We start from the raw sequence: 24326 nt of genomic DNA, 5'->3' as shown, positions 1-24326 counted from the left end.
GTCTACCGAGAGCGGATGCCTCGCCCCGCCGCGTTCTGTGCGGGCTTAGCCGCCTGACCCCGTTCCCCGCTGCGTCACGATGAGCTCGGTGTCTGTGATCTCCTGGGTCGGTTGCTCGGCTTGCGCGATCCGCACGCCGACCGACGAGCGACGCAGTCGCTTCTCGACGGTGTTCGCGACGAACGAGAGGATGAGACACAGGCCGATGTAGATCGCGCCGACGATCATGGTCGCCGGGATGATCGGCGACCCGAGCTCTGACTGCGAGCCGATGAAGCGTGCGTAGAACAGCAGCTCGGGGTAGGTGATGATGAAACCGAGCGCCGTGTCCTTCAATGTCACGACCAACTGGGCGATGATCACCGGCATCATTGCTCGGATCGCCTGAGGCAGCAGCACGAGCTGCATGACGCCGGACTTGCGAAGGCCGATCGCGTAGCCGGCTTCCTTCTGGCCGCGCGGGAGCGACTCCACGCCGGCACGGATGACTTCGGCGAGAACCGAGCCGTTGTAGGCGATGAGCGCGATGACGACGGCCCAGTAGGGCGCCATCCGGATTCCGATGACGGGGAGCCCGTAGTACAGCAGGAACATGAAGACCAGGACGGGCACGGCGCGCAGGAACTCCACGACCGCACCGACGGGCACGCGAATCCACGCGTGATCGGACATCCGGCCGATCGCGAGCGCGAAGCCCAGCATGAGTGCGCCGATCGCGGCGACGGCGAACGCGGCGAGCGTGCGGAGCGTGGCCAGGCCGATCTGGACCCACACGTTCGTGTAGGTGAAGGCCTGCCACTTCTCGGCTGTGAACTGGCCGGTGTCGATCAGCCGCCAGAGGAAGAAGCCCAGGACCGCGCCGACCACGACGACGGTGATGACACCGAGGATGCGGTTGCGGACGATCGCGCGGGGTCCGGGAACGTCGTAGAGGACGGAACTCATCGGGCGACCCTCCACTTGTTCTCGAGCGCTCGCTGCGCCCAGGAGAGCAGCAGGACGAGCACGACGAAGATGATCATGACCCAGATGATGACGAGCATCTGGTTGGCACCGCGCTCGCTCAGGTAGTTTCGGGCGGCGCCAAGGTTCACCACGCCGAAGCCTGCGGCTACGGTCGTGTTCTTCAGCAGTGCGATGAAGACGCTCATCATCGGCGGGATCACGGAGCGGAACGCCTGCGGCATGACGACCAGCGTCATGACCTGCCCGAACGTGAGGCCGATGGCACGTGCCGCTTCGGCCTGACCGACCGGAACGGTGTTGATGCCCGAGCGAATCGTCTCCGCGACGTATGTCGCCGTATAGATGCCCAGCGCGCACACGGCCAGCGTGAGGGACACGTCGGCAGTGAGACGAAGTCCGAGCAGCGGCGGAAGCGCGAAGGCGAACGCGAAGAACACCAGCGTGAGCGGGGTGTTGCGGATCGTGTTCACGTAGAGCGCCCCCATGCTCCGCGCCACCGGGATCGGCGAGACGCGCATCGCGCCCACGATGATCCCGAGGATGAGAGCCAGCAGCCCTCCCGCGACGAACAGGATCAGCGTCCCGATCAGGCCTTCGGCCCAGACATCCCAGTTGTCGGTGATGACGTTCAGCGGCCCACTCCTCTCGTAGTCGTCCCGCCGGGGAGGTGGTGGCGACGCATGAGGCGCCGCCACCACCGTGCGTCACGAGGCCGGGTCGACCTCGGGCTGCGTGCCCGTGATGCCGGCGGGCGCCAGGTGCTCATCGAAGAGCGCCGTCCAGACGTCGCCGCCGTCGGTCAGCAGCGTGTTGATGTGCTCCACCATGACGGTGTCGCCCTTGGCCACGCCCACGCCATAGCGCTCTTCGCTGAAGGGCTCACCCGCGATCTTCAGCTCGTCAGGACGCTGCGCGACGTAGCCGGCGAGGATCGCCTCGTCGGTCGTGATCGCATCGACCGAGCCGGCGAGCAGCTGCTCGACGCACTGCGAGTACGTGTCGTACTCGACGGTGTCGCCGGGGTTGAACTCGTCGCGGATGCGCTGCAGCGGCGTCGAGCCCGTCACCGAGCAGACGATCTTGCCCTCGAGGTCGTCGGGGCCGTTGATGTCCTCGTTGTCGGCCGCGACGAGCAGGCCCTGACCCGTGAGGAAGTACGGACCGGCGAAGTCGATCAGCTCCTTGCGGGTGTCGGTGATCGAATAGGTGCCGACGTAGTAGTCGATGTCCCCGTTCACGAGCGCCTGCTCGCGGTTGGCCGAGGGAATGGTGACGTACTCGATCTGGTCCTCGTCGAATCCGAGGGATGCCGCGATCCAGCGTGCGATGTCGACATCGAAGCCGGTGCGCTCACCGGTGGTGGCATCCTCGTAGCCCAGACCGGGCTGGTCGTTCTTGACACCCACGATGACGCCGTCACGCTCGGTCATGGCGTCGAATGTCGGGCTGCCCTCGATCTGGACGTCCGTCGCGACCTCCCACAGCGCGGTGGTGTCGTCGCCGCCGTCGCCGCCGTCCTCGGTCGGGTCCGCACCCGGCGTGCCGCTGTTGCAAGCGGTCAGGGCGATGGCCGCGAGCGCGATTCCCGCGATCGAGGCGCTGATTCGTGTCTTGCGCATGTGATTCCTCCTGGGTTGCGTATGCGTCTTCTTCGTTTCCGCGCCGCTGTGAGGCGCGAGTCTCAGTGGGTCAGCAGCTTCGAGAGGAAGTCTTTCGCGCGGTCGCTCCGGGGGTTCGTGAAGAACTCCTCCGGGGTCGCCTCCTCGACGATCTGCCCGTCGGACATGAAGACGACGCGATCGGCCGCCTTGCGCGCGAAGCCCATCTCGTGGGTGACGACGATCATCGTCATGCCGTCCTGGGCGAGGCCGACCATGACGTCGAGCACCTCGTTGATCATCTCGGGGTCGAGCGCGCTGGTGGGCTCGTCGAAGAGCATGACCTTGGGCTGCATGGCGAGGGCGCGCGCGATCGCGACGCGTTGCTGCTGTCCGCCGGAGAGCTGCGCCGGCAGCTTCGCCGCCTGCTGAGCGACACCGACGCGCTCGAGCAGCTGACGACCCATCTTCTCGGCATCCGCCTTCTTCATGCCCCTGACCTTGAGCGGCCCGAGCGTGACGTTGTCGAGGATCGACAGGTGGGCGAAGAGGTTGAAGGACTGGAACACCATGCCGACGTCCGCGCGCAGCGTCGCCAGCTCCTTCCCCTCCTTGGGAAGCTCCTTGCCGTCGATCGTGATGGTGCCGCTCGTGATCGTCTCGAGGCGGTTGATCGTGCGGCACAGGGTGGACTTTCCAGACCCCGACGGGCCGATCACCACGACGACCTCGCCGCGATTGACCGTCAGGTCGATGTCCTTGAGTGCCTGGAAGTCGCCGTAGTGCTTCTGCACGTCGGTGATCTGGACCAGGGGATCGCCGCGACGGACGTTGATGTTCGACGTCTTCGGCGAGCTGTCATCGGGCGTCGTCATACGGTCACCCTATGGCGCCGCGGGGAGGCTCTACCAGTAGCGCGCCGCGTCTTTACCGTGTTGTAACAGCGCGGGAACAGCGCAGGGTCAACCGGCGGCGCGCTGCGCGAAGGCGGTCTCGTACAGGCACACGCTGGCGGCCGTCGCGAGGTTCAGCGACTCGGCGGCGCCGTAGATCGGCAGTCGCAGCGAGAGGTCCGCCAGCGCGAGGGCGTCGTCGTCGAGGCCGCGGGCCTCGTTGCCGAACAGCCACGCGGTCGGCTCGGCGAGCACGTCGCGGGCGGCGAGGAAGTCCCCTCCCCCGACGTCGGCCGCGATGACGCGGACTCCGGCCGCGCGGGCCTTCTCGACCGCCGTCGCGAGGTCGACGCCGACGGCGACCGGCACGTGGAAGAGCGAGCCGGTCGTCGCGCGGACGACCTTCGGGTTGTAAGGGTCGACCGTGCGCCCGGTGAGGATGACGGCATCCGCCCCGGCGGCGTCGGCCGCGCGGATGATGGTGCCGAGGTTGCCCGGGTCGCGGACCTCCTCGCAGATCGCGACGAGGCGCGGTGACGCCGCGAACACGTCGCGGACCGACGTCGGCGACTGCCGGGCGACGGCGACGATCCCCTGGGGCGTCACGGTGTCGGCCATCGCGTCGAGCACCGCCTCGGTCGTGTACACGACCTCCAGACCGGCATCCATCGCGGCGTCGCGCAGGTCGGTGTGCTTCTCGAGTGCGGACGGCGTGGCGAAGATCTCCACGAGCGTCTCCGGACGGTACGCCAGCGCCTCGCGGGCCGCCTGCGGCCCCTCGAGCAGGAACAGCCCCGTCTCCTGACGGGCGCTCCGCTTGGTCAGCTTCGCGACGGCGCGGACACGCGGAGAGCGAGGGTTCTCGAGCACGGCATCAGTCTAGGGTCGCGGCATCCTCCCGCCGCCACGGATTCCGCCGCCGCCTCAGCGCGAGACCCCAGCGCGAGACCCCAGCGCACGGACGAGACGGTGGGAGAACCCCGGGGTCTCGTCCGTCGGGTGGGGTCTCGCCGCCAGCGCGGAGCGACGGAGCAGGGAACGCGGGAGCGGCGGAGCAGGGAACGCGGGAGCGACGGAGCAGGGAACGCGGGAGCGACGGAGTAGGGAACGCGGGGCGGCGGACGTGAAAAGGGGCGCCCTCCGTGAGGAGGACGCCCCTTTCGAGACGTCGAACCGGCGTCAGGCGCTCTTCGGAGCGTTGACGTTCTCGGGCAGCGCCTTCTTGGCGGTCTGGACGAGCGACGCGAACGTCTTGGGCTCGTTCACCGCGAGCTCGGCGAGCATGCGACGGTCGACCTGCACACCCGCGAGGCCGAGGCCCTGGATGAAGCGGTTGTACGTGATGCCGTTCTGGCGGGCAGCGGCGTTGATGCGCTGGATCCACAGACGGCGGAAGTCGCCCTTGCGCTTGCGACGGTCGCGGTACGCGTAGACGAGCGAGTGGGTGACCTGCTCCTTCGCCTTGCGGTACAGACGCGAGCGCTGACCCCGGTAACCGGAGGCGCGCTCGAGGATGACGCGACGCTTCTTGTGGGCGTTGACGGCCCGCTTGACTCTAGCCATTTCGATTGATTCCTATTCCTGCGTCGGCGCTCAGAGGCCGAGGAGCTTCTTGGCGACCTTGGCGTCGCCCTTCGCGAGGACCTGGTCCTGCGACAGGCGGCGGGTACGGCGGCTGGGCTTGCCTTCGAAGTTGTGGCGAAGGTTCGCCTGCTGCTTCATGAGCTTCCCGGTGCCTGTGACCTTGAAGCGCTTCTTGGCGCCCGAGTGGGTCTTCTGCTTCGGCATCTCTTCTTCCTTCGTTTCACTTCCCGCCCAGGCGGGAGTCGGTATCCCGCGGTGCGGGAGTCTGTGGGGCCTATTCGGCCGTGGCGGTCTCGGACTCGGCGGCCGGAGCTGTCTCGGCTGCGGTGTCGGAGCTCTCCGAGTCGGCGTCGCCCTGCGGGCCACCGCCGCTGCGGGCGGAACGTGCTGCCTCCTTGTTGGCGGCGCGCTGCGCGTTCTGTTCGGTCTTCACCTCGGACTTGTTCTTGTGCGGGGCGACCACCATCACCATGTTGCGGCCGTCGATCGTCGGGTTGGACTCGACCGTGCCGAACTCGGCGACGTCCTCCGCGAACTTGCGGAGGAGACGCACACCCTGCTCGGGGCGCGACTGCTCGCGGCCACGGAACAGGATCATCGCCTTGACCTTGTCGCCCGCCTGCAGGAAGCCCTCGGCGCGCTTGAGCTTGGTTATGTAGTCGTGGGCCTCGATCTTCAGACGGAACCGGACCTCCTTGAGGACGGTGTTCGCCTGATTGCGACGCGCTTCCTTGGCCTTCTGCGCAGCCTCGTACTTGAACTTGCCGTAGTCCATGATCTTGACCACGGGCGGCTTCGAGTTCGGGGCCACCTCGACGAGATCGAGGTCGGCCTCCTGGGCCAGGCGCAGCGCCACCTCGATGCGGACGACGCCGACCTGCTCACCCGCGGGTCCGACGAGGCGGACCTCGGGGACGCGGATGCGGTCGTTGGTGCGGGGATCGCTGATGCGGAACTCCTTGGGTTATGGGTTGGACCACCGCGACACATGTTCATGTCGCGGGCGGAGGGAGATCCACTCCACCCGTCAGACGCTTCGAGCGCCGACTTCCTGCACCCTCTCCTGTGACGGAGCTCCCGCGCGGTTGCCCTGGCGGCTACCCCTCCCGTTTCTGCGTGGCCGCAGGACGGTCGGGGCGGAGTGCATGACCCGGTAGCCTGGAACGGCAAGCGCGGGTGGGATGTGATCCACTTTCCGATCCGGTACAGAACGCACCGGAGACCGCAGCAGTCTATCAGAGAGGACGGCGTGGACACGATTCGAGACCAGGACGGCGATACGACGAGCACGACGGCGGTGGATGCCGAGCGTCAGGCCCGCTGGGAAGAGCAGGAGCGCGCCGCGGCGTCCGCCTCGCGCGACATCGCCGAGGTGCCGGCCGTCGAGGTCATCACGACCGCCGCCGTGCACCTGCTGAGCGCTGCCGCGGTCAAGGTCGGCCTCGCCGACGACCCCGCGACGCAGACCGACCTCGACGAGGCGCGCAAGCTCATCAACGCCCTGGCCGGCCTCATCACCGCGGGCGCCCCCGAGATCAGCGACATGCACGCACGCTCGCTGCGCGACGGCCTGCGTTCGGTGCAGCTGGCGTTCCGCGAGGCATCCGTGATCCCCGATCCGATCGGCAAGGGCCCCGGCGAGAAGTGGACCGGCCCGGTCACTTGACGTGTCGCGGGTCGATGCGAGCGCCAGCGAGCGTTGTGTGCGACGGGTCAAGGTTGAGCGAGCGAAGCGCGTCGACACCCACGGCAGGCAGACCTGACGACGGCCGCGATCGCGCTCAGCCTTCGATGCCCAGCGCGGCGGCGCCGCGCGCCACGGCGTCCACCGTGCGGCGCACGGCTTCGGCATCGGTGCCGTGATTGCTCACCGCGAAGCGCACCGCCGTGCGGCCGCGCCACACCGATGACGAGGCCCAGACCGTCCCCTCGTCGCGCAGCCACTCCCCCAGCGCCGCGGTCATCGCGTCGTCCGGCGCGGCGAGGCACACCTGGGTGAACACGACGTCGTTGAGCACCTCGAGGCCGGGAATCTCGCCGAACCCGGCGGCGAGCGTCGCCGCGGCATCCGCCAGCCCGTCGATCAGCGCCACCACGCCGTCCCTGCCGAGGGAGCGCAGCGCCGCCCAGACCGGCACGCCCCGCGCGCGGCGCGAGAACTCGGGGACGCGGTCGTACGGATCGGAGACGCTCATGATCGCGGGCAGATACGCGGCGTGCGCCCCGAGCGCAGCCGTCATCGCGGCCTCGTCGCGCACGATCGCGACGCCGCAGTCGTACGGCACATTGAGCGTCTTGTGCGCGTCGGTGGCCCACGAATCGGCGCCGGCGAGTCCGGCGACGAGGCGCTTCAGGCGCGGGCTCGCGGCTGCCCAGAGGCCGAACGCCCCGTCGACGTGCACCCAGGCGCCGCCTCTGTGGGCGACCTCGACCGCGTTCGCGAAGTCGTCGAAGGCACCCGAGTGCACGTCGCCCGCCTGCAGCGCGACGATGGCCGGCCCCGTTCCCTCGGCGAGCGCCCGCTCGAGCCCGCCGACATCGATCCGCCCCTGATCATCTGCGCCGACGGTCCTCGGCGCTCCCAGACCTGCGAGCCGACCTGCCAGCACCATCGACACATGGACGGCGTCGCCCGCGAGGAAGCGGATGACGGGTGCCTGCTGGATTCCGGCCGCGGGGTCCGCGCCGGCGCCGCGCACGACGGCGTCACGTGCCGCGACGAGGCACGTGAAGTTGGCCATCGTCCCACCCGTCACGAATCCCACACCGCTCCCGGCGGGCAGGCCGAGCAGTTCGAGGAGCCAGGAGGCGGCGACCTCCTCGACCGCGGCAGCCGCCGGGGTCAGCTGCCGCGCACCGGCGTTCTGATCCCACGCCGAAACCAGCCAATCCGAGGCGAGCGCAGCCGGGTAGGTCCCGCCGATGACCAGGCCATAGAACCGCGGCGAGCCGAGCGCGATGAGACCCGGCCCGGCTGCGTCCGCGAGCTCCTCGACCACCGCCGTCGGCGGCATCCCCTCATCGGGCAGGACGTCGGGCAGTCTCGTCAGAATCCCGTCGGCGTCGGTCTCCGGACGGATCGGGCGATCGGCCAGCGCCTCCAGCCAGCTCAACGCGTGTCGATGGGCGACCTCGAGCGCCTCCCGGTACTGCTCCACGGTCACGCCGTCGTCCATGCCGGGCCCCCTTCGCCGACCCGATCATCCGCCGCGCGCGGTCCCGGCCGCAAGAGCCGAGGCGAACGGCTGAGCCCGAGCGTGAGGCTGAGCCTGAGCCCTGAGCCCTGAGCCCTGAGCCCTGAGCCTGAGCCTGAGGGGATGGGCCCCGCCGCACGGGGGTCGGTTACGCCGGCTCAGGCGCGGACGAGCTTGACCGTGAGCGAGTCGACGAGCACCGCGATGCGGTCATCCGCGGCCCACCGCGAGGCGAGCCGCGCCAGCACGGCGTCGAGCTCGTCCTTCTCGAGGCCGTCCATCAGGTGAAGGCGCACCACGAGCTCCGGCCCGCGGAGGCGTGCGTCGGGGTCGCCGGGCTCCACGGACAGATCGATGACCGCCAGCTCGCCGCCGATGCTGTCGTGCAGTCCGGCGAAGACCTCGGGCGACAGGAAGCTCGGCTCCCACGGCTTTCCCTGGCCGATCGCCCACACGGCTGGGCGACGGATGACGAACTCGGTGTCGGAGCCCGGGTCGAGCACGATGAGATCGGTGTCGTCCGCGGCGGCCGACAGCGCGGTGCGGACGCCGTCGGCGGGAACCGGCCGGGCCTCGGCATCCCATCGCTTCATCGCATCCACGGACGAGAACACCGGCAGCACCCGGCGCCCGTCGGGCGCGGCCACGGTGACGATCGACAGCTCCTGGGTCTTGTCGACCTCGAGGCCGTGGGCGCCGATGCCGTGGTCGCCCTTCTCGGCGACGAGCGGGATGAGCAGGCGGGCCGCCCGGTAGGCGTCGATCACCTCTCGCTGCCCGCCCGAGCCCGCGCGGAACGCGGTGAGTGCCGCCAGCAGCGCCGGGTCGGCGGAGCCGTCGTCGGAGGCATGCGGGTTCGACTGGAAGCTGCGCCCCTCCCAGGGCACGCCGGCGGAGTCGCCGCCGGGTCCGTGACCCGGGACGGCAGGAGGATCAGTATCCGGCGACATCCAGCGCCTCGGCGAGCGTGAACGCGCCGGCGTACAGCGCCTTGCCCACGATCGCTCCCTCGACACCGAGCGGGACGAGATCGCGCAGTGCTGCGATGTCGTCGAGGCTCGACACGCCACCCGAGGCGACGACCGGCTTCGGCGTGCGCGAGGTGAGCTCACGCAGCAGGTCGAGGTTCGGACCCTTGAGAGTGCCGTCCTTGGTGACGTCGGTGACGACGTACCGGCTGCAGCCGGCCGACTCGAGACGGTCGAGGACCGTCCACAGGTCGCCGCCCTCGCGGGTCCACCCGCGGGCGGCCAGGGTCGTGCCGCGCACGTCGAGGCCCACCGCGATCGCGTCGCCGTAGCGGCCAATGACGTCGGCAGCCCACTCGGGGTTCTCGAGCGCGGCCGTGCCGAGGTTGATCCGCGACGCACCGCTCTCGAGCGCAGCCTCGAGGGTGCGATCGTCGCGGATGCCGCCCGACAGCTCGACCTGCACGCCCTTGACCTGCTTGATCACCTTGCGGAGCACGCCGACGTTGCTGCCGCGGCCGAAGGCGGCGTCGAGGTCGACGAGGTGGATCCACTCGGCGCCCTGCCGTGCGAAGTCGAGCGCGGCGTCGACGGGATCGCCGTAGTTCGTCTCGGTACCCGCCTCGCCCTGCGTCAGGCGGACGGCCTTGCCGTCGGCGACGTCGACGGCGGGCAGGAGGACGAGCTTGGGTGTGGACGCGAAATCGTTCATGGCTCCTGGTTCAGGCATCGAAAGCTGTGGGGGGCGGATCCCGGAAGCACGCGCTCCCGCAGACGGCACGGTCTCAGAGGCTAGCCCTGCGAAGCCCGTCGATCCAATTCGCCAGCAGTCGGATGCCGGCATCCCCCGACTTCTCGGGGTGGAACTGAGTGGCCGACAGCGGGCCGTTCTCGACCGCTGCGAGGAACGGTGCGCCGTAGTCGCACCAGGTCAGGACCGGCTGGGGGAACGGCGGCTGGACGTCGAGCAGCCACTTCTGGGCACCGAACGAGTGCACGAAGTAGAACCGCTCGTGCTCGATGCCGCGGAAGAGGCGTGTGCCCTCGCCGGGCTCGACGGTGTTCCAGCCCATGTGCGGCAGGACGGGTGCGTCGAGCTCGGTGACGACACCCGGCCATTCACCGAGTCCCTCGGTGTCGACGCCGCGCTCGACGCCGCGCTCGAAGAAGATCTGCATGCCGACGCAGACCCCGAGCACCGGGCGTCCGCCGGCGAGGCGACGCTCGATGAGCTCGTCACCGCGGCTGGCGCGCAGCGCCTCCGCCACAGCGCGGAAGGCGCCGACACCCGGCACGAAGAGGCCGTCGGCGTCGCGGATCAGGCCACGATCAGCCGTCAGTCGTGCATCCGCGCCCGCCGCGACCAGCGCCTTGACGGCCGAGTGCACGTTCCCCGACCCGTAGTCGAGGACGGCCACGAGCGGCCGCTCGCCGCGGGAGGGCGTGCTTTCGCTCACAGGGCGCCCTTCGTGCTCGGGATGCCGTGCACCAACGGGTCGTGCGCCTTCGCCTGGCGGAACGCGCGCGCGAAGGCCTTGTACTCGGCCTCGGCGATGTGGTGCGGGTCGCGGCCCGACAGCACCCGCACGTGGACCGTGAGCGCGGCGTTGTACGAGATGGCCTCGAACGTGTGGCGCACGAGGGACCCCGTGAAGTGGCCGCCGATGAGGTGGTGCTCGAAGCCTGCAGGCTCGCCGGTGTGCACGAGGTAGGGGCGGCCGCTGATGTCGACGACGGCCTGCGCGAGCGCCTCGTCGAGGGGCACGAGGGCGTCGCCATACCGCGAGATGCCGGACTTGTCGCCGAGGGCCTCGCGGATCGCCTGGCCCAGCACGATCGAGATGTCCTCCACCGTGTGGTGGGCGTCGATGTCGGTGTCGCCCGAGGCCCGCACCGTCAGATCGGTGAGCGCGTGCTTGGCGAACGCCGTGAGCAGGTGGTCGAAGAACGGCACCGTCGTGTCGATGCGGCTGCGGCCCGTGCCGTCGAGATCGAGCTCGAGCTCGACGGTCGACTCGCTCGTCGCCCGTCGCAGCGAGGCGGTTCGTGGTGCGGCGCTCATGCCGCCGATCCTACCGAGGCGAGGGCGTCGAGGAAGGCGGTCGTCTCCTCGTCGGTGCCCGCCGTGACCCGCAGGTGCGCCGGGATGCCGACGTCGCGGATGAGCACCCCCTCGTCGTAGAGGGCATGCCACGTGGCCGCCGGGTCGGCTACTCCCCCGAACAGCACGAAGTTCGTCCACGACTCGTGGGGCGTGTAGCCGAGCGCCTCGACCGTCGCCGAGATGCGGTCGCGCTGCGCGACGATCTCGTCGACCATGCCCAGCATCGTGGGCGCGTGCCGCAGCGCCGCGGTCGCCGCCGCCTGCGTGAGCGCGCTGAGGTGATACGGCAGGCGCACCAGCCGGAGCGCATCGATGAGCGCCGGGTCGGCCGCCATGTAGCCCACGCGCGCACCCGCGAACGCGAACGCCTTGCTCATGGTGCGCGACACGACAAGCCGCTCGCGATCGGGCAGCAGCGTCAGGGCGGACCGCTCGTCGTGCGGCGCGAACTCGAAGTACGCCTCGTCGACGATCACGATGCCGTCCGTCGCCTCGTACACGGCCTCCACCACGTCGAGTCCGAGCGGGGTGCCGGTGGGGTTGTTCGGCGAGCACAGGAACACCACGTCGGGAGAGGCATCCGACACCTGGGCCGCGGCATCGTCCGCCGCGATCGAGTAGTCGGCCGCGCGGGTGCCCGAGATCCACTCGGCACCGGTACCGCGGGTGAGCAGCGGATACATCGAGTAGGTGGGTGCGAAGCCGAAGGCCGTGCGGCCCGGTCCGGCGAACGCCTGCAGGATGTGCTGAAGCACCTCGTTCGAGCCGTTGGCCGCCCAGATCTCGTCGCGGGTGAGGCCGTGGCCGAGATAGCCGGCGAAGCCCTCGCGCAGGGCTGTGAACTCGCGGTCGGGATACCGGTTCACATCGCTGAGCGCCCGCGCGATCGAGTCCAGGATGTCGTCGGCGACCTCCGGCGGAACGGGATGCGTGTTCTCGTTGACATTGAGGGCCACCGGCAGCGGCGCCTGCGGGGCACCGTACGGCTTCTGGCCGCGGAGATCGGCGCGTATGGGGAGGTCTTCGAGACGTGCACTCACCTCTCCCATGGTAGGCGCGTGCGGTGCTGCTCGACCGCCGCGTGACGCCGGGCGACGGTCACCCGACCGACGGGAGCGGCTCAGCGTCCGCTGTCGTAGGCTGCCGGGATCGCGATGCTCTGACCGGCCTGCACGACGACGCTGTCGAGAGCGTTCAGTCGCACGAGCTCATCGACGACGTCGCGCGGATCGCGATCGGGGGCGATGTCTTCCGCGATGCTCCACAGCGAGTCGCCGTCAGCCACGGTCACCGTGCTGAACGAACCTGCGGGCGCGCCCGCGTCACGCGAGGCCAGAGCCGCGCCGCCGCCGATGACAGCGGCGCTCAGCGCGATGACGGCGGGCAGAGCGGCGATCGCGGCCAGCACCCTCCGGCCACGGATCGTGAGGCGCAGTCGCGTCGACGGCGCGGCCGCCGGTCGCATGGACGCCTGCTGCGGAGTGCCCCCGGCGAGCTGCCGTGCCGTGCCGTGCACGCGCCGCGCCGCGACACGCGCGGCGCGCGTCGGCGACGGGACGGATGCCGTGAAGTCGATCGCGGTCATGCTGGGCTCCTCCTGATGGGGAGAGATTCGCATTCTCCACTCGGCCGGGAGTGGAGAATGCGAACCTCTCTTCCGAAGCTATCTTCGAGTCTGTAGGATGTCAATACCGGATCCGGGCGGCGATCTCTCGAACGCGACACGCGGCCGGGTTGTTCCCCAGATGCCCGCGATCCGGATACGGTTTCGATACGAGAACCCCACCACGGGCCTCCGACATTCGAAGAAACAGCGCTCCACCGCCGAGCGCAGGACGGAGCCGGAAGATGAGCGACGCGGCCGGGCGAGACAAGCCCCAGACTCGTCGGCGCAAGAGCCTCAGCGACAAGCAGCTGGCGATCCTCGAGGTGATCCAGCGGTCGATCGCACGGCACGGCTACCCGCCGAGCATGCGCGAGATCGGCGACGCGGTGGGCCTGAAGTCGCTCTCCAGCGTCACCCACCAGCTCAACCAGCTCGAGCTGAGCGGCTACCTGCGTCGCGACGCGGGCAAGACCCGCGCGATGGAGGTGCTGATCGACCTGCCCGGCACCGCGACCGAGAGCCCCGCCGACACCTCGCCCTCCGTGGGCGATGCCGCACTGGTGCCCCTCGTCGGCCGCATCGCCGCCGGCGTGCCCATCACGGCCGAGCAGCAGGTCGAGGAGATCTTCCCGCTCCCCCGCCAGCTCGTCGGCAAGGGCGACCTGTTCATGCTGAAGGTGTCGGGCGAGTCGATGATCGACGCGGCCATCTGCGACGGCGACTGGGTCGTCGTACGGTCGCAGGCCACCGCGGACAACGGCGAGATCGTCGCCGCGATGCTCGACGGCGAGGCGACGGTCAAGACGTTCCGTCAGCGCGACGGCCACACGTGGCTGCTCCCCCGCAACTCCGCGTTCGAGCCCATTCTGGGCGACGAGGCCACGGTGCTCGGCAAGGTCGTCGCGGTACTGCGCGCCGTCTGAACCTCGCGCCGACGGATCCCGGTGTCGGACGCGTTCGAGGCCGGAGTTCGACGCCGAACCGCGAGGTGGGTGGCGGTGCGTCATCCGCAGGCGCTATAAGGGGGGAATGACCGACCTCACCGCCGCAGACGAGACTGCCGCGCTCCGCGCGCGCCTCGACGCCCTCGAAGCCGAGAACGCCCGCCTGCGCGCCGAGACGCGGCCCTCACCACCGGTGACGGCCGCGGCCACGGACAGGCCGCACGGCAACCGCTGGCGAGCCTTCCTGTCGGCGCTGTGCATCGTCATCGCGACGATCCTCGTGCCGGTCTCCATCGTCGCCGCCTGGGCGCGCGTCGAACTCGTCGACGAGACGCGATTCGTCGAGACGTTCGCACCGCTCGCCGACGACCCGCAGGTGCAGGCGATGGTCGCCGATCAGGTGACCGTCGCCATCGAGGACTCCCTCGACCTCGAAGGCCTCACCAACGACCTGTTCGACGGCATCCAGCAGCTCGACCTGCCGCCGCGCGCTCTCGCCGCACTCGACCTGCTCCGCGCGCCCGCCGCCCAGGGCCTCCAGAACCTCGTCGACACCACGGTCACCCGGCTGGTGGAGTCCGACGCCTTCGCGGATGTGTGGGAGACGGCGCTGCGCGCGAGCCACCGATCGCTCGCGGCGGTCGCCGCCGGCGGCACCTCCTCGGGTGCGGTGGTCATCGGCGAGAACGGCGAGGTCGGCATCCAGCTCGGGCCGATCATCGAAGAGGTCAAGAAGCGGCTCGTCGACCGCGGGATCGGGTTCGCCGAGTCGATCCCGGTCATCGACAGGACGATCGTGGTCGCGCAGAGCGACGCGCTCACCGTCGTCGGCACCGTCTACAACCTCGCGGTCGCCGCGGGCTGGTGGACCCCGATCGTCGCGCTGGTGCTCTTCCTCGCCGGCATCCTCATCGCACGGCGACGGTCCACCGCCGGTCTGGGCACCGGCATCGGCATCGCGCTCGGCGCCGGCGTGCTGGCGATGGGCCTGGGCATCGGCGGGTCGATCCTCGCGCTCAGCGCGCCGAACCTCGGTGTTCCGGCGGGCGCCCTCGCGTCGATGTACGAACAGATCACATCGGCGATGCGCGACACCGCGGTGGTCCTCACCCTGCTGGGCGTGGTGATCGCCGTCATCGCCTGGATGTCGGGCCGCTGGCGGGGCGCACGCGCCGCGCGTGGCGGCGTCGCCTCCATCAACGCCGGCGCGCGGGGTGCCCTGCTCAAGCGCGGTGTCGACACGGGCCGGTTCGGCGCGTGGCTCTACGCCCAGCGCGTGCTCGTGCGGATCGCGCTCGGCGCCCTGGCCATCGTGTGGCTGATGCTCCTGCGCCCGCTCTCGGTCGGCGAGGTGTTCCTCGTGCTCGTCGTGTGGCTCATCGTCTGGTGGGTGTTCGAGCTGCTGCAGCGCCGTCCCGAAGAGGCCGCGGCCGCCGCTGCACTCGCCGACGAGGCGGCATCTGCCGCAGGCGCCGCCGAGTCGGCGCCTGCCGTCGACGGCGAGGCCGACACCGTCGTGATCGTCGACGGCGATCCCGCCGACCCCGACGCCGACACTCTCGTGATCGAGACGGATGTCGCGACCGACGCGGCCGCGGCATCCGGATCGAAGAAGGGCTCCTAGGCCGGCACGGTCGCCCGCACCGCCTGCGTCGCCGCCACGAGGTTCTTCAGCGACGCCACGGTCTCGTCGTACCCGCGGGTCTTCAGCCCGCAGTCCGGATTGACCCAGACGCGGCGCAGCGGCAGCTCGGCGACCGTGCGGTCGAGGAGTTGAGTGATCTCGTCCACCGACGGTACGCGCGGCGAGTGGATGTCGTAGACGCCCGGTCCGATGCCGGCGGCGAAGCCGGACGTCGCGATGTCTCCGATCACCTCGCCGCGGCTGCGGGCCGCCTCGATCGAGGTCACGTCGGCGTCCAGCGCCGCGATCGCGTCGATCACGACGTCGAACTCCGAGTAGCAGAGGTGCGTGTGCACCTGCGTGGCCGGCGCAGCGCCGGCGGTCGCGAGGCGGAACGAGCCGACCGACCACTCCAGGTAGACGGGCTGGTCGGCGCGCTTGAGCGGCAGCAGTTCGCGCAGCGCCGGCTCGTCGACCTGGATGACGCGGATGCCGGCGCCTTCGAGGTCGGCGATCTCGTCGCGAAGGGCGAGCGCCACCTGGTTCGCCGTCTCCCCCAGCGGCTGGTCGTCGCGGACGAACGACCACGCCAGGATCGTCACCGGACCGGTCAGCATCCCCTTCATCGGCTTGTCGGTCAGCGACTGCGCGAAGGCGGACCACGCGACGGTGATCGCCTCGGGACGCGCGACGTCGCCCCACAGGATCGACGGGCGGGTCGCGCGCGAGCCATACGACTGCACCCAGCCGTTCTCGGTGACCGCGAAGCCCTCGAGGTTCTCGGCGAAGTACTGCACCATGTCGTTGCGCTCGGCCTCGCCGTGCACGAGAACATCGAGCCCGATGTCCTCCTGCAGCGTCACCACCTGCGCGATCTCATCGCGCAGGAAGCTCTCGTACTCGTCGGCGCTGAGCTCACCGCGGCCGTGCCGCGCACGCGCGCGCCGGATGTCGCCGGTCTGGGGGAATGATCCGATCGTGGTCGTCGGCAGGACCGGGAGGGCGAGCTCGACCTCCTGCGCCGCGACGCGGTCGTCGTAGTCGCCGCGGGTGAAGTCGTCCGCGCCGAGCACCGACGCCCGCTCCCGCACCGCTCCGTCGCGCACGCCGGGCGCACTGCGCCGATCCGCGAGCGCGGCGGATGCCTCGGCCAGCACATCCGCGATGGCCGGACGGCCACTGACCAGTCCGCGCGCGAGGCTCGCCACCTGCGCCACCTTCTGGTCGGCGAAAGCCAGCCACGTCACCAGGCGCGGGTCGAGCGTCGTCTCGTCCTCGACGTCGTGCGGCACATGCTGCAGCGAGGTCGAAGTGCCCGCGCTGATCTCCGACGCTCCGAGCGCGTGCAGCGCCTGCAGCCGCTCCCACGCGGCGTCGAGATCGCCTCGCCACACGTTGCGGCCGTCGACGACCCCGCCCACGAGCGTCTTGCGCTCCAGGCCCGGCACAGCCTCGGGCACCGCGCCGCGGGTCAGATCGATGGCGACCGCCTCGATAGGAGCGGCCGCGAGCGCCGTCCACGCCTCGGTCGACAACTGCGCATAGCCGGCCGCGACGAGGACCGCGGGCCGGTCGCCACGTACCCCCAGCGCGGCGTATGCGCGGGCGGCGGCATCCGCCAGCGCGGCCGCGTCGGCCGGCAGGCTCTCGCTGACGAGCGCAGGCTCGTCCAGCTGCACCCACTCAGCGCCCGAGGCCCGCAGACTCGCCAGCAGCTCCGCGTACACCGGCAGCAGGTCGTCGAGCCGGCTGAGGGGGTCGAAGCCCCGGGGCGCGGCATCCGTCGGCTTCGCGAGCGCGAGGAGCGTCACCGGGCCCACGATCACCGGGCGAACGGTGAATCCGTCAGCCTTCGCCTCTGCCACCTGGCGCGCGAAGCGGTCGCTCGAGAGGGCGAAGACCGTCTCGGGGCCGACCTCGGGCACGAGGTAGTGGTAGTTCGTGTCGAACCACTTGGTCATCTCGAGGGGGGCGTCCTCGCCCGCACCGCGCGCGGCGGTGAAGTACGCGTCCAGGCCGATGCCGCCGTCGGCATCGCGAAGCGCGCCGAACCGGTCGGGCAGCGCGCCGACCGTGACGGCCGCGTCGTGCACCTGGTCGTAGAACGAGAACGACTCCGGGATCGACGAGTCGTCGCGACCGAGGCCGAGCCCGGCGAGGCGCTCGCGCGTCGCGCGGCGCAGTCCGGCCGCGGTCTGCTCGAGGGTCTCGGCGTCGGTCTGGCCGGACCAATACGCCTCGACCGCGCGCTTCAGCTCGCGGCGGCGCCCGATCCGGGGATAGCCCAGGATCGTGCCGTGGGGGAAGGTGATGCGGGGTTCGGTCATCGTGCTCTCTCTTTCGCTTCGTTCATCTCGGAGTGGGGGATCTCGGGGGTCGCCGAAGAGACCGTCGGGGCATCCGACGGATCGCGGCGTCCGGGTCAGTGGACGGCGTCGGGCATTCGCGTCGCCGAGGCGAGCACCCCGGCTTCACGCAGCACGTCGAGCACCGTGTCGTGGTTGTTGAACGCGTACAGATGGATGCCGGGCGCGCCGCCGTCCACGACTTCGCGGGCGAGGCGCGCGGCGTGCGCGATGCCCACCTCGCGCTGCCCTTCCGCGGTCGGCTCGAGGTCGAGCGCGATGGCGAGGTCCGCGGGCAGCTGCTCCCCCGTCAGCTCGAGCACGCGGCGCAGCCGAGCGCCCGAGGTGATCGGCATGATGCCGGGGAGGATCGGGATCGTCACTCCGGCGTCGCGCGAACGCGCCACGAAAGCGAGATAGTCGTCGGCGTGGAAGAACAGCTGGGTGATCGCGAGCGTGGCGCCCGCCGCCTGCTTGGCGAGGAGGGCGTCGATGTCCTCGAGCGCGTGGCGCGAGCGGGGGTGACCGTTCGGGAATGCCGCGACCGCGATGTCGACCTGCGCCCGCTTCTCGACGCGCACGGCTCCCGGCACACCCGGGATCAGCGCCTCGGTGTACGGCTCGCGCTCGGCCTGCACCCGGCCGATCAACTGCACGAGCTCGGCGGCGCTTGAGAGGTCGCCCAGGAAGGCGTCATCCTCGGAGGCCCCGGCCGGCGGGTCGCCGCGCAGGGCGAGGAAGCTCGTGATGCCGGCATCCAGGAACTCCCGGATCAGCGTGTTGGCGCCCGCGTAGGTGTTGCCCACGCACGTCAGGTGCGCAAGCGGCTCGACGTGGGTCTCGCGGAGGATGTGGGTCAGCAGCTCGAGCGAGCGGCCGCCCGTCGAGCCGCCCGCGCCGTAGGTCACCGAGATGAACCGGGGGTCGACGGACGCCAGATGGCGGATGGTCTCGTGGAGGGCGGCGACGCCGGCATCGGATCGGGGCGGGTACACCTCGAACGAGATCGGCACGGGAGGAGTGCTCAGGTCGATGGACATGGGCCTGCTTCTCAGGGATCGGACTCGGGCTCAGCCGAACGGGAAGACCCGGACGGCCGCGGCACCTCGCCTCCGCCGTGCGGCGGAAGGGGTGTCATCGCGGGCGGGTGCCGGGCTCGGCTGTCGCTCCTGCCCGGAACCCCCAGTTTCGGGGGCGTCCTCGCGGACGACCGGGCGTCGATGCGTCCACGGTAGCGGAGCAGTCCCGCGTCCGGCCTCCTGTGACCTTCTGTTTCGATCGCGCGACGCGCACCGTTGGTCGTACCGTGGTCTGCGTGACGACACCCGACGTTCTCCCGTACGGCAGCTGGCCCTCTCCGATCGCCGCGGCGGAGGTGTCGGCCGCATCTCCCCGCCTCGAGGGCGCCCGCTTCGTCGGCAGCGGCAGCCGCCGGTCCGAAGTCTGGTGGGGCGAGTCCGTCGCCGAGGAGGGCGGACGTTCCGCCGTGCGCCGGCGGGCGGCATCCGGCGCCGTCGTCGATGTGCTCCCGGCGCCGTGGAGTGCGCGGTCGCGCGTGCACGAGTACGGCGGCGGATCGTGGACCGCCGACGACGACGGCGTGCTCTACTTCGTGGAGAAGGCCGACCAGCGCATCTGGCGCCTCGCCCCCGACGACGAGCCGCGCCCGCTCACGCCCGACGCCGGCGACGTCCGCTACGGGGGGCTCACGCTGGAGCACGGCCGGCTGCTGGGCGTGCGGGAGGACCACACGGCGGGTGCCGCGCCGGTGCGCGACATCGTCGTCGTCCCCCTCGACGGCTCCGCGCTGCAGCATCCCGAACGCCTCACGTCGCTCGCCGGCGGCAGCGACTTCGTCGCCCACCCCGCGCTCTCGCCCGACGGTGCGCACCTCGCGTGGATCGCCTGGAACCACCCGAACATGGCCTGGGACCGCGCCGAGCTGCGCGTCGGGCGACTCGACGGCGGTGAGGTCGTGGAGTGGACGACCGTGGCGGGCGGCGAATCGGCTCCCGCCGAGGCGCACTCGCCGCTGCAGCCGGTGTGGGTCGGCGACGACGACCTGCTGTACGCCGACGACCCGACCGGCAGGTGGAACCTGTGGCGCCTTCGGCTCACGGCCGACCTTCACCACGAACAGGTCGCGCCGGGCGATGCCGACACCGGTGGGCCGCTGTGGGTGCTCGGCACCCGCTGGTTCACGGCCCTGGGCGACGGCCGCGTCGTCGCGGTGCAGACCGACGGGTCGGACGCGCTCGTGCTGATCGACCCCGACGGAACGGCGCGCGTGCTGCCGCTCGACGCCGTCACGCGGCTCTCGATCGAGGACGCCCGCGGCCGCCGCGTTCTGGTCTCTGGCGCCGGCTCCGGCGGTGCCGGGCTCTGGGAGCTGGACGTCGACGACCCCGGAGCGGCGCGGCTGGTCGTCGGCGGCGCCTCACCCTGGGGCGCGGAGTGGATGCCGCGGGCGCGCGCCGTCACCGTGCCCGGGCCGCATGGACCCGTGCACGCGTTCGACTACCCGCCGACCAACCCGCGCGTCGTTGGGCCCGGCGACGAGAAGCCGCCGTACGTGGTCTTCGTCCACGGCGGGCCGACCGATCACGTCGGCGGCGCGGCATCCGGCAAGATCGCCTACCTGACGAGCCGCGGCATCGGCGTGCTCGACGTCAACTACGGCGGCTCGAGCGGGTACGGGCGCGCCTACCGGGAGCGCCTGCTCGGACAGTGGGGCGTCGTCGACGTCGACGACGTGGTCGCTGCTGCGCGCGGCCTGGCCGCGTCGGGCAGGGCCGATGGGAGTCGTCTGGCCGTCGCAGGAGGCTCGGCCGGCGGATGGACGGTGCTCTGCGCACTCGCGAACTCGGACGCCTTCGCCGCGGGCATCAGCCGCTACGGCGTCGCGGACCTGCGCCGTCTCGCCGAAGACACCCACGACTTCGAGGCCCGCTATCTCGACGGGATGGTCGGCCCGCTCCCCGAGGCCGAGGAGCTGTACGTCGAGCGGTCGCCGCTGACGCACCTCGACCGGATGCGGACACCGCTGCTGATCGAGCAGGGGCTGGAGGATCGGGTCGTGCCGCCCTCGCAGTCGGAGGCCGTGCGCGACGCCCTCGCGGCGAACGGCGTCCCGCACGCGTACCTGGCGTTCGAGGGTGAAGGCCACGGCTTCCGCAGCGCCGACACGCTCGTGCGCACGATGGAGGCCGAGCTGTCGTTCCTCGGCCAGGTGCTCGGGTTCGAGACGCCGGGCGTACCGCGGCTCGATCTCGCCTGAACGCGCGCGTGCCGTCCCGCTCCTGCGCACGGCAGGAGCGGGACGACGCGCGTCAGACCTCGAACGGAGCGAGACGCGCGGCGAGATGCTCGCCTACGCGAGCGTGGACGGCCGTGCCGCCCTCCTCGTGCTCCTGCGACAGGATCATGCCCTGCTCGTGGATGGCGGACACCAGGTCGCCGCGGTCGTACGGCACCAGTGCGCGCACCTCCACCGCCGGAAGCGGCAGCGCGTCCTCGATCGCCGTCCGGAGCTCTTCGATGCCCTCGCCGGTGCGCGACGACGCGAAGATCGCCTTCGGCTCGAGACCGCGCAGCAGCAGACGGGTGTCGTCGTCGACGAGATCAGCCTTGTTGAACACGATCAGCTCGGGGATGTCGCGCGCCCCGACATCGCCGATCACGTCACGCACCGTTGCGAGCTGGGCGGCCGGATCCGGGTGCGAGCCGTCGACCACGTGCACGATGACGTCGGCATCGCCGACCTCTTCGAGCGTCGAGCGGAACGCCTCGACCAGCTGGTGCGGCAGGTTGCGCACGAACCCGACGGTGTCGGTGAGCGTGTAGACGCGGCCGTCGCTCGTCTCGCTGCGCCGGACGGTCGCGTCCAGCGTCGCGAAGAGGGCGTTCTCGACCAGCACGCCCGCGCTCGTCAGCCGGTTCAGCAGCGACGACTTGCCGGCGTTCGTGTACCCGGCGATCGCGACCGAGGGGATCGTGTTCCGCTTGCGCTCGGCGCGCTTGGCGTCGCGCGCCGGTGCGAACTCGCGGATCTGCCGGCGCAGCATGGCCATCCGCGTGCGGATGCGACGACGATCGAGCTCGATCTTCGTCTCACCGGGTCCGCGCGAGCCCATGCCCGCGCCGCCAGCGCCCACCTGGCCACCGGCCTGGCGGCTCATCGAGTCACCCCAGCCGCGCAGGCGCGGGAGCAGGTACTCGAGCTGTGCGAGCTCGACCTGCGCCTTGCCCTCGCGGCTCTTGGCGTGCTGGCTGAAGATGTCGAGGATCACCGTCGTGCGGTCGATCACCTTCACCTTTACCACGTCCTCGAGTGCACGTCGCTGGCTCGGTGCGAGTTCGGTGTCGGCGATCACGGTGTCGGCGCCCACGGCGGCGACGATGTCGCGCAGCTCCTCGGCCTTGCCGCGTCCCACGTAGGTCGCGGGATCCGGGTGCGGCCGCCGCTGCAGCACGCCGTCGAGCACGACGGCGCCGGCGGTCTCGGCCAGCGCCGACAGCTCGCGCAGCGAGTTCTCGGCGTCCTCCGTCTCGCCCTGCGCGTGCACGCCGACCAGCACGACGTTCTCGAGTCGCAGCTGGCGGTACTCGACCTCGGTGACGTCCTCGAGCTCGGTGGAGAGCCCCGGAACGCGGCGCAGCGCGGCACGCTCCTCGCGGTCCCACTGCTCGCCGTCGGTGTCTGCGCGCCCGATCGTGGTCTCGTCCTGGAGCGCCTGGGCGGCTCCGAAGACGTGCACCCCCGAGCGCGCTTCGGCGCGCGCCAGCACGCGATCCACCGGGTCGACCGGCGTCTCGTCGGTGCTCTGGGGTGTCGTCGTATCCGTCATGTGTTCCTTTCGGGATGCCTTTTCCGACGCTCATCGGCCGGTTCGCGGCATCCGTGAATTCTACGCTCCCCTCCCGGGGAGCACCTCCGCTAGGCTCGTCAGCCATGGGGAGCGACCACTATTTCAGTGCGACGCCCGCCAGCCCCGAGAATCTGCGCCGCATCCGCGTCTCGCTGGCCGGACGCGATCTCGAGGTCACCACAGCAGGGGGCGTCTTCAGCCCCGACCATGTGGACTCGGGAACCGCGGTGCTGCTGTCGAACACTCCCCCGCCGCCGGCTGGAGGGAACTTCCTCGACCTCGGCTGCGGGTGGGGACCGATCGCACTCAGCCTCGCACTCGATGCCCCGCACGCGACCGTGTGGGCCGTCGACGTGAACGAACGAGCACTGGACCTCGTGCGGCGCAACGCGGCGGATCTCGGGCTCACGAATGTCAACGCCGCGCTGCCCGACGATGTTCCCGACGACGTCGTGTTCCGCACCATCCGCTCGAATCCCCCCATCCGCGTCGGCAAGAACGAGCTGCACGGCCTGCTCGAGCGGTGGATCCCCCGCCTCGACGAGCGCGCCGACGCCTGGCTGGTGGTCCAGCGCAATCTCGGGTCGGACTCGCTGCAGCGATGGCTCGCGTCGACGCTCGATCGTCGCTTCAGCGTCTACCGCGCCGCGACGGCGCGCGGATTCCGGGTGCTCAAGGTGCGGCGCCACGGCTCGCCCCAGAGCGAGCCGATCGCGCTGCCCGAACTCTGAGCGCCGCTACGCGAGCGTGACGTCGCCCGTGTAGACCAGGGTCGCCGGCCCTGACAGCAGCACGTGCCGCTCGCCGTCGAGCTCCGGCATCCGCACGCCCAGCGTGCCGCCGGGAACGTCCACGACCCAGTGGTCGGGCGCGGCGGGACCCGCCCAGTGCCGCACGGCCAGCGCCGCGGCCGCGACGCCCGTGCCGCAGCTCAGCGTCTCGCCGACTCCGCGCTCGAACACGCGCATGCGGATCGCCCCGACGCCGTCGCGCACGAGCGGGTCGCTGGGCACGACGAACTCGACGTTCGCACCATGCGGGGGCTCCGGGTGCAGCTGCGGCTGCGCCGCGAGGTCGAGGCCCTCCAGCTCGGCGTCGTCGGGGAGCGCCACGACCACATGCGGGTTGCCGACGTCGATCCCGATGCCGGGACGCGGCGCTCCACCGCCGCGGGTGCGGATGAGCACACCCGAGTCGTCGACCGCGAACCGGCCGAGGTCGACTTCGAAGCCGCGATCGCTGCGGGTGACGGTCTTGACGCCGGCCCGTGTGCCGATCGCGAGCGGTGCAGCATCGACGTCGGCCCAGCCGACATCCACGAGGTAGCGGGCGAACACCCGGATGCCGTTGCCGCACATCTCGGCCTTCGAGCCGTCGGCGTTGCGGTAGTCCATGAACCACTCGGCTCCGGAAGCCGCCGCGTCGGCTCCCTCGGCGATCGCGCTCGCCCGCACCACCCGCAGGATGCCGTCGCCGCCGATGCCGAAGCGCCGGTCGCACAGCACGGCGACCTGGTCGTCGGTGAGGTCGAGCGCGCCATCGGGGTCGGGGACGATCACGAAGTCGTTGCCGGTGCCGTGGCCCTTGGTGAACGCGATCGTCTGCGGCATCGTCACAGTCTACGGTCGCCGG

Annotated in this window: 24 protein-coding genes; 5 read left to right on the top strand and 19 right to left on the bottom strand. The window is 70.9% G+C overall.

The window, feature by feature from the left end; all coding sequences use genetic code 11:
* Window positions 1–45: 45 nt before the first annotated feature.
* The 8 genes from MRBLWS13_RS00225 to infC all read right to left on the bottom strand — a co-directional run bounded on the left by MRBLWS13_RS00225 (window position 46) and on the right by infC (window position 5990).
* On the bottom strand, window positions 46–945 hold the full coding sequence (locus MRBLWS13_RS00225; RefSeq protein WP_349427087.1) for an amino acid ABC transporter permease: 900 nt from the start codon (window positions 943–945) through the stop codon (window positions 46–48).
* The gene (locus MRBLWS13_RS00220) at window positions 942–1598 is read right to left on the bottom strand and encodes an amino acid ABC transporter permease (protein ID WP_349429121.1); all 657 of its coding nucleotides are present in this window, start codon (window positions 1596–1598) and stop codon (window positions 942–944) included. Before MRBLWS13_RS00220 ends, MRBLWS13_RS00225 begins: the two co-directional genes overlap by 4 nt.
* A gap of 72 nt (window positions 1599–1670) precedes the next feature.
* Window positions 1671–2585: a glutamate ABC transporter substrate-binding protein gene (locus MRBLWS13_RS00215; protein ID WP_349427086.1), complete on the bottom strand. Its 915-nt coding sequence runs from the start codon at window positions 2583–2585 to the stop codon at window positions 1671–1673.
* A 62-nt stretch (window positions 2586–2647) separates the two neighbouring features.
* Window positions 2648–3376, bottom strand: a complete 729-nt coding sequence (locus MRBLWS13_RS00210) for an amino acid ABC transporter ATP-binding protein (RefSeq protein WP_349429120.1) — start codon at window positions 3374–3376, stop codon at window positions 2648–2650.
* Window positions 3377–3526: 150 nt separating this feature from the next.
* On the bottom strand, window positions 3527–4327 hold the full coding sequence (locus MRBLWS13_RS00205; RefSeq protein WP_349427084.1) for an RNA methyltransferase: 801 nt from the start codon (window positions 4325–4327) through the stop codon (window positions 3527–3529).
* 309 nt (window positions 4328–4636) lie between these two features.
* The gene (gene rplT / locus MRBLWS13_RS00200; RefSeq protein ID WP_045297244.1) at window positions 4637–5020 is read right to left on the bottom strand and encodes a 50S ribosomal protein L20; all 384 of its coding nucleotides are present in this window, start codon (window positions 5018–5020) and stop codon (window positions 4637–4639) included.
* A 30-nt stretch (window positions 5021–5050) separates the two neighbouring features.
* Window positions 5051–5245, bottom strand: coding sequence for a 50S ribosomal protein L35 (gene rpmI, locus MRBLWS13_RS00195; RefSeq protein WP_349427083.1), 195 nt, complete (start codon window positions 5243–5245; stop codon window positions 5051–5053).
* 70 nt (window positions 5246–5315) lie between these two features.
* A complete protein-coding gene (gene infC, locus MRBLWS13_RS00190) occupies window positions 5316–5990 on the bottom strand; it encodes a translation initiation factor IF-3 (protein ID WP_349429119.1) in 675 nt (224 codons plus the stop codon).
* A gap of 348 nt (window positions 5991–6338) precedes the next feature.
* Here infC and MRBLWS13_RS00185 point away from each other — a divergent pair, with 348 nt between their 5' ends.
* The gene (locus MRBLWS13_RS00185; RefSeq protein WP_163620451.1) at window positions 6339–6707 is read left to right on the top strand and encodes a DUF1844 domain-containing protein; all 369 of its coding nucleotides are present in this window, start codon (window positions 6339–6341) and stop codon (window positions 6705–6707) included.
* A gap of 115 nt (window positions 6708–6822) precedes the next feature.
* Here MRBLWS13_RS00185 and MRBLWS13_RS00180 read toward each other — a convergent pair whose 3' ends face one another.
* The 7 genes from MRBLWS13_RS00180 to MRBLWS13_RS00150 form a co-directional block, all read right to left on the bottom strand.
* Window positions 6823–8217, bottom strand: a complete 1395-nt coding sequence (locus tag MRBLWS13_RS00180; RefSeq protein WP_349427082.1) for an aminotransferase class V-fold PLP-dependent enzyme — start codon at window positions 8215–8217, stop codon at window positions 6823–6825.
* A gap of 176 nt (window positions 8218–8393) precedes the next feature.
* Window positions 8394–9185 (bottom strand): SseB family protein, encoded by a 792-nt coding sequence (locus tag MRBLWS13_RS00175; protein WP_349427081.1) that lies wholly within the window; start codon window positions 9183–9185, stop codon window positions 8394–8396.
* Window positions 9169–9915 (bottom strand): bifunctional 1-(5-phosphoribosyl)-5-((5-phosphoribosylamino)methylideneamino)imidazole-4-carboxamide isomerase/phosphoribosylanthranilate isomerase PriA, encoded by a 747-nt coding sequence (priA, locus tag MRBLWS13_RS00170; RefSeq protein WP_349427080.1) that lies wholly within the window; start codon window positions 9913–9915, stop codon window positions 9169–9171. Before priA ends, MRBLWS13_RS00175 begins: the two co-directional genes overlap by 17 nt.
* Before the next feature lie 73 nt (window positions 9916–9988).
* Window positions 9989–10660 carry an imidazole glycerol phosphate synthase subunit HisH gene (gene hisH / locus MRBLWS13_RS00165; RefSeq protein WP_349427079.1) on the bottom strand — a complete coding sequence of 224 codons (672 nt, stop codon included), beginning with the start codon at window positions 10658–10660 and terminating at the stop codon, window positions 9989–9991.
* Entirely contained in the window at window positions 10657–11265 is a 609-nt protein-coding gene (gene hisB / locus MRBLWS13_RS00160) for an imidazoleglycerol-phosphate dehydratase HisB (protein ID WP_349427078.1), read from the bottom strand. Before hisB ends, hisH begins: the two co-directional genes overlap by 4 nt.
* A complete protein-coding gene (locus tag MRBLWS13_RS00155; protein WP_349427077.1) occupies window positions 11262–12356 on the bottom strand; it encodes a histidinol-phosphate transaminase in 1095 nt (364 codons plus the stop codon). Before MRBLWS13_RS00155 ends, hisB begins: the two co-directional genes overlap by 4 nt.
* 71 nt (window positions 12357–12427) lie before the next feature.
* A complete protein-coding gene (locus MRBLWS13_RS00150; RefSeq protein ID WP_349429118.1) occupies window positions 12428–12772 on the bottom strand; it encodes a LysM peptidoglycan-binding domain-containing protein in 345 nt (114 codons plus the stop codon).
* Between the two features lie 383 nt (window positions 12773–13155).
* Between MRBLWS13_RS00150 and lexA the strand changes: the two genes are divergently transcribed.
* Window positions 13156–13836 (top strand): transcriptional repressor LexA, encoded by a 681-nt coding sequence (gene lexA / locus MRBLWS13_RS00145; RefSeq protein WP_349427076.1) that lies wholly within the window; start codon window positions 13156–13158, stop codon window positions 13834–13836.
* Window positions 13837–13942: 106 nt separating this feature from the next.
* Window positions 13943–15481, top strand: a complete 1539-nt coding sequence (locus MRBLWS13_RS00140; protein WP_349427075.1) for a hypothetical protein — start codon at window positions 13943–13945, stop codon at window positions 15479–15481.
* On the opposite strand, the gene metE is transcribed toward MRBLWS13_RS00140, so the two are convergent.
* Together metE and MRBLWS13_RS00130 are read right to left on the bottom strand one after the other, a co-directional pair.
* On the bottom strand, window positions 15478–17808 hold the full coding sequence (gene metE, locus MRBLWS13_RS00135; RefSeq protein WP_349427074.1) for a 5-methyltetrahydropteroyltriglutamate--homocysteine S-methyltransferase: 2331 nt from the start codon (window positions 17806–17808) through the stop codon (window positions 15478–15480). The genes MRBLWS13_RS00140 and metE overlap by 4 nt on opposite strands.
* Before the next feature lie 95 nt (window positions 17809–17903).
* The gene (locus MRBLWS13_RS00130) at window positions 17904–18866 is read right to left on the bottom strand and encodes a methylenetetrahydrofolate reductase (protein ID WP_349427073.1); all 963 of its coding nucleotides are present in this window, start codon (window positions 18864–18866) and stop codon (window positions 17904–17906) included.
* Between the two features lie 275 nt (window positions 18867–19141).
* On the opposite strand from MRBLWS13_RS00130, the gene MRBLWS13_RS00125 reads away from it, so the two are divergent.
* Entirely contained in the window at window positions 19142–21103 is a 1962-nt protein-coding gene (locus MRBLWS13_RS00125) for a prolyl oligopeptidase family serine peptidase (protein ID WP_349427072.1), read from the top strand.
* 52 nt (window positions 21104–21155) lie between these two features.
* Here MRBLWS13_RS00125 and hflX read toward each other — a convergent pair whose 3' ends face one another.
* Window positions 21156–22673: a GTPase HflX gene (gene hflX / locus MRBLWS13_RS00120; protein WP_349427071.1), complete on the bottom strand. Its 1518-nt coding sequence runs from the start codon at window positions 22671–22673 to the stop codon at window positions 21156–21158.
* Window positions 22674–22777: 104 nt separating this feature from the next.
* On the opposite strand from hflX, the gene MRBLWS13_RS00115 reads away from it, so the two are divergent.
* Entirely contained in the window at window positions 22778–23425 is a 648-nt protein-coding gene (locus MRBLWS13_RS00115) for a methyltransferase (RefSeq protein WP_349427070.1), read from the top strand.
* A 6-nt stretch (window positions 23426–23431) separates the two neighbouring features.
* Here the strand turns inward: MRBLWS13_RS00115 and dapF are convergent, their stop codons facing one another.
* Window positions 23432–24304: a diaminopimelate epimerase gene (gene dapF, locus MRBLWS13_RS00110; RefSeq protein WP_349427069.1), complete on the bottom strand. Its 873-nt coding sequence runs from the start codon at window positions 24302–24304 to the stop codon at window positions 23432–23434.
* Window positions 24305–24326 lie beyond the last annotated feature (22 nt).

The sequence above is a fragment of the Microbacterium sp. LWS13-1.2 genome, from assembly GCF_040144835.1.
In the GTDB taxonomy this organism is placed as follows: Bacteria; Actinomycetota; Actinomycetes; order Actinomycetales; family Microbacteriaceae; genus Microbacterium.
The sequence above is the reverse complement of the archived record's forward strand: the minus strand, read 5'-3'. Positions and strand labels throughout refer to the sequence as shown.